Below are 1,165 nucleotides of genomic sequence, written 5' to 3' on the forward strand. Positions count from 1 at the left end.
CGACAAACAAACCAATTCGCGTGCTGTCTGCTTGTAAGTCAAAGCCTAGTATCTCTTTGAAATCTGTTAAGCCGTTGGTCCCGCCAAAACCCATCTCGTTTCGGTAGAAAGACAGCATCAATGCATAAGTCAGTGCTTGCGTCATGATCGATAGATATACACCCGTGACTCGAGACCTGAATGCCAACCAACCGAACACGAAAGCTAGCAAGCCAGGCACCAATGCCACCATGATCATCGCAAACCAGAATTGATCCATACCCTGCCAGAACCAAGGTAGCTCTTGCCAATTCAGAAAGACCATAAAGTCAGGTAGCTCAGGGTGACCATAGACACCACGGTCACCAATCTGACGCATTAAATACATGCCCATGCCGTAGCCACCAAGCGCGAAAAATGCACCATGACCCAAGCTCAAAATACCGCAATAGCCCCAGATAATATCAACTGCCAAAGCCAGCATGGCGTAGCACAAGTACTTACCCAGCAAAGTTATGGTATAGGTGCTGACATAAAACACTGAACCTTCAGGCATCACCAAGTTACCGATAGAGGCAAGGAAAGTGATGGCGAGTAAAAGAATTACAAATGGAAAGGTTCGACTCCCCGGCTGACCTTCTCGGCCCATTAATCCGCGATCAAACAGCGTACTTAAAATACTCATTCTGCCGCTCTCCCCTTCTGTGGAAACAGTCCTTTCGGTTTTTTCTGAATAAACAAGATGATGAATACCAATACCAAGATGCTAGCCAATACTGCACCGGTAACCGGCTCAAGAAATTTATTGGCAATACCTAAGCTGAAGCCTGCTACCAAGGTCCCCCAAAGGTTTCCAACACCACCAAACACAACGACCATAAAGGAGTCGATAATGTAAGCTTGCCCGAGATTCGGCCCTACGTTCGTTAACTGACTCAAAGCCACACCCGCCATACCGGCGATACCTGAACCTAAACCAAAAGTCATTGCATCGACCCAGTCTGTGCGAATACCCATGGCTTTTGCCATGTCACGGTTCTGAGCAACCGCACGAACATTCAACCCCAATGAGGTCTTATTTAAGATCAACAACAACAGACCAAACACCAATAATGCAAAGGCAAGAATGTAAAGGCGGTTCATCGTGAGCGATAAGACAGGGTTGATATCTAAGGAGCCACTCATC

The 1,165-nt window shown here is 47.0% G+C and carries 2 pseudogenes; both read right to left on the reverse strand.

The window, feature by feature from the left end:
- Positions 1-664, reverse strand: a pseudogene (locus tag A3735_RS04260) (urea ABC transporter permease subunit UrtC); the annotation flags it as partial.
- A pseudogene (locus tag A3735_RS04265) lies at positions 661-1,165 on the reverse strand (branched-chain amino acid ABC transporter permease); the annotation flags it as partial. The pseudogenes A3735_RS04265 and A3735_RS04260, both read right to left, overlap by 4 nt.

It is taken from the genome of Oleiphilus sp. HI0061, from assembly GCF_001635675.1.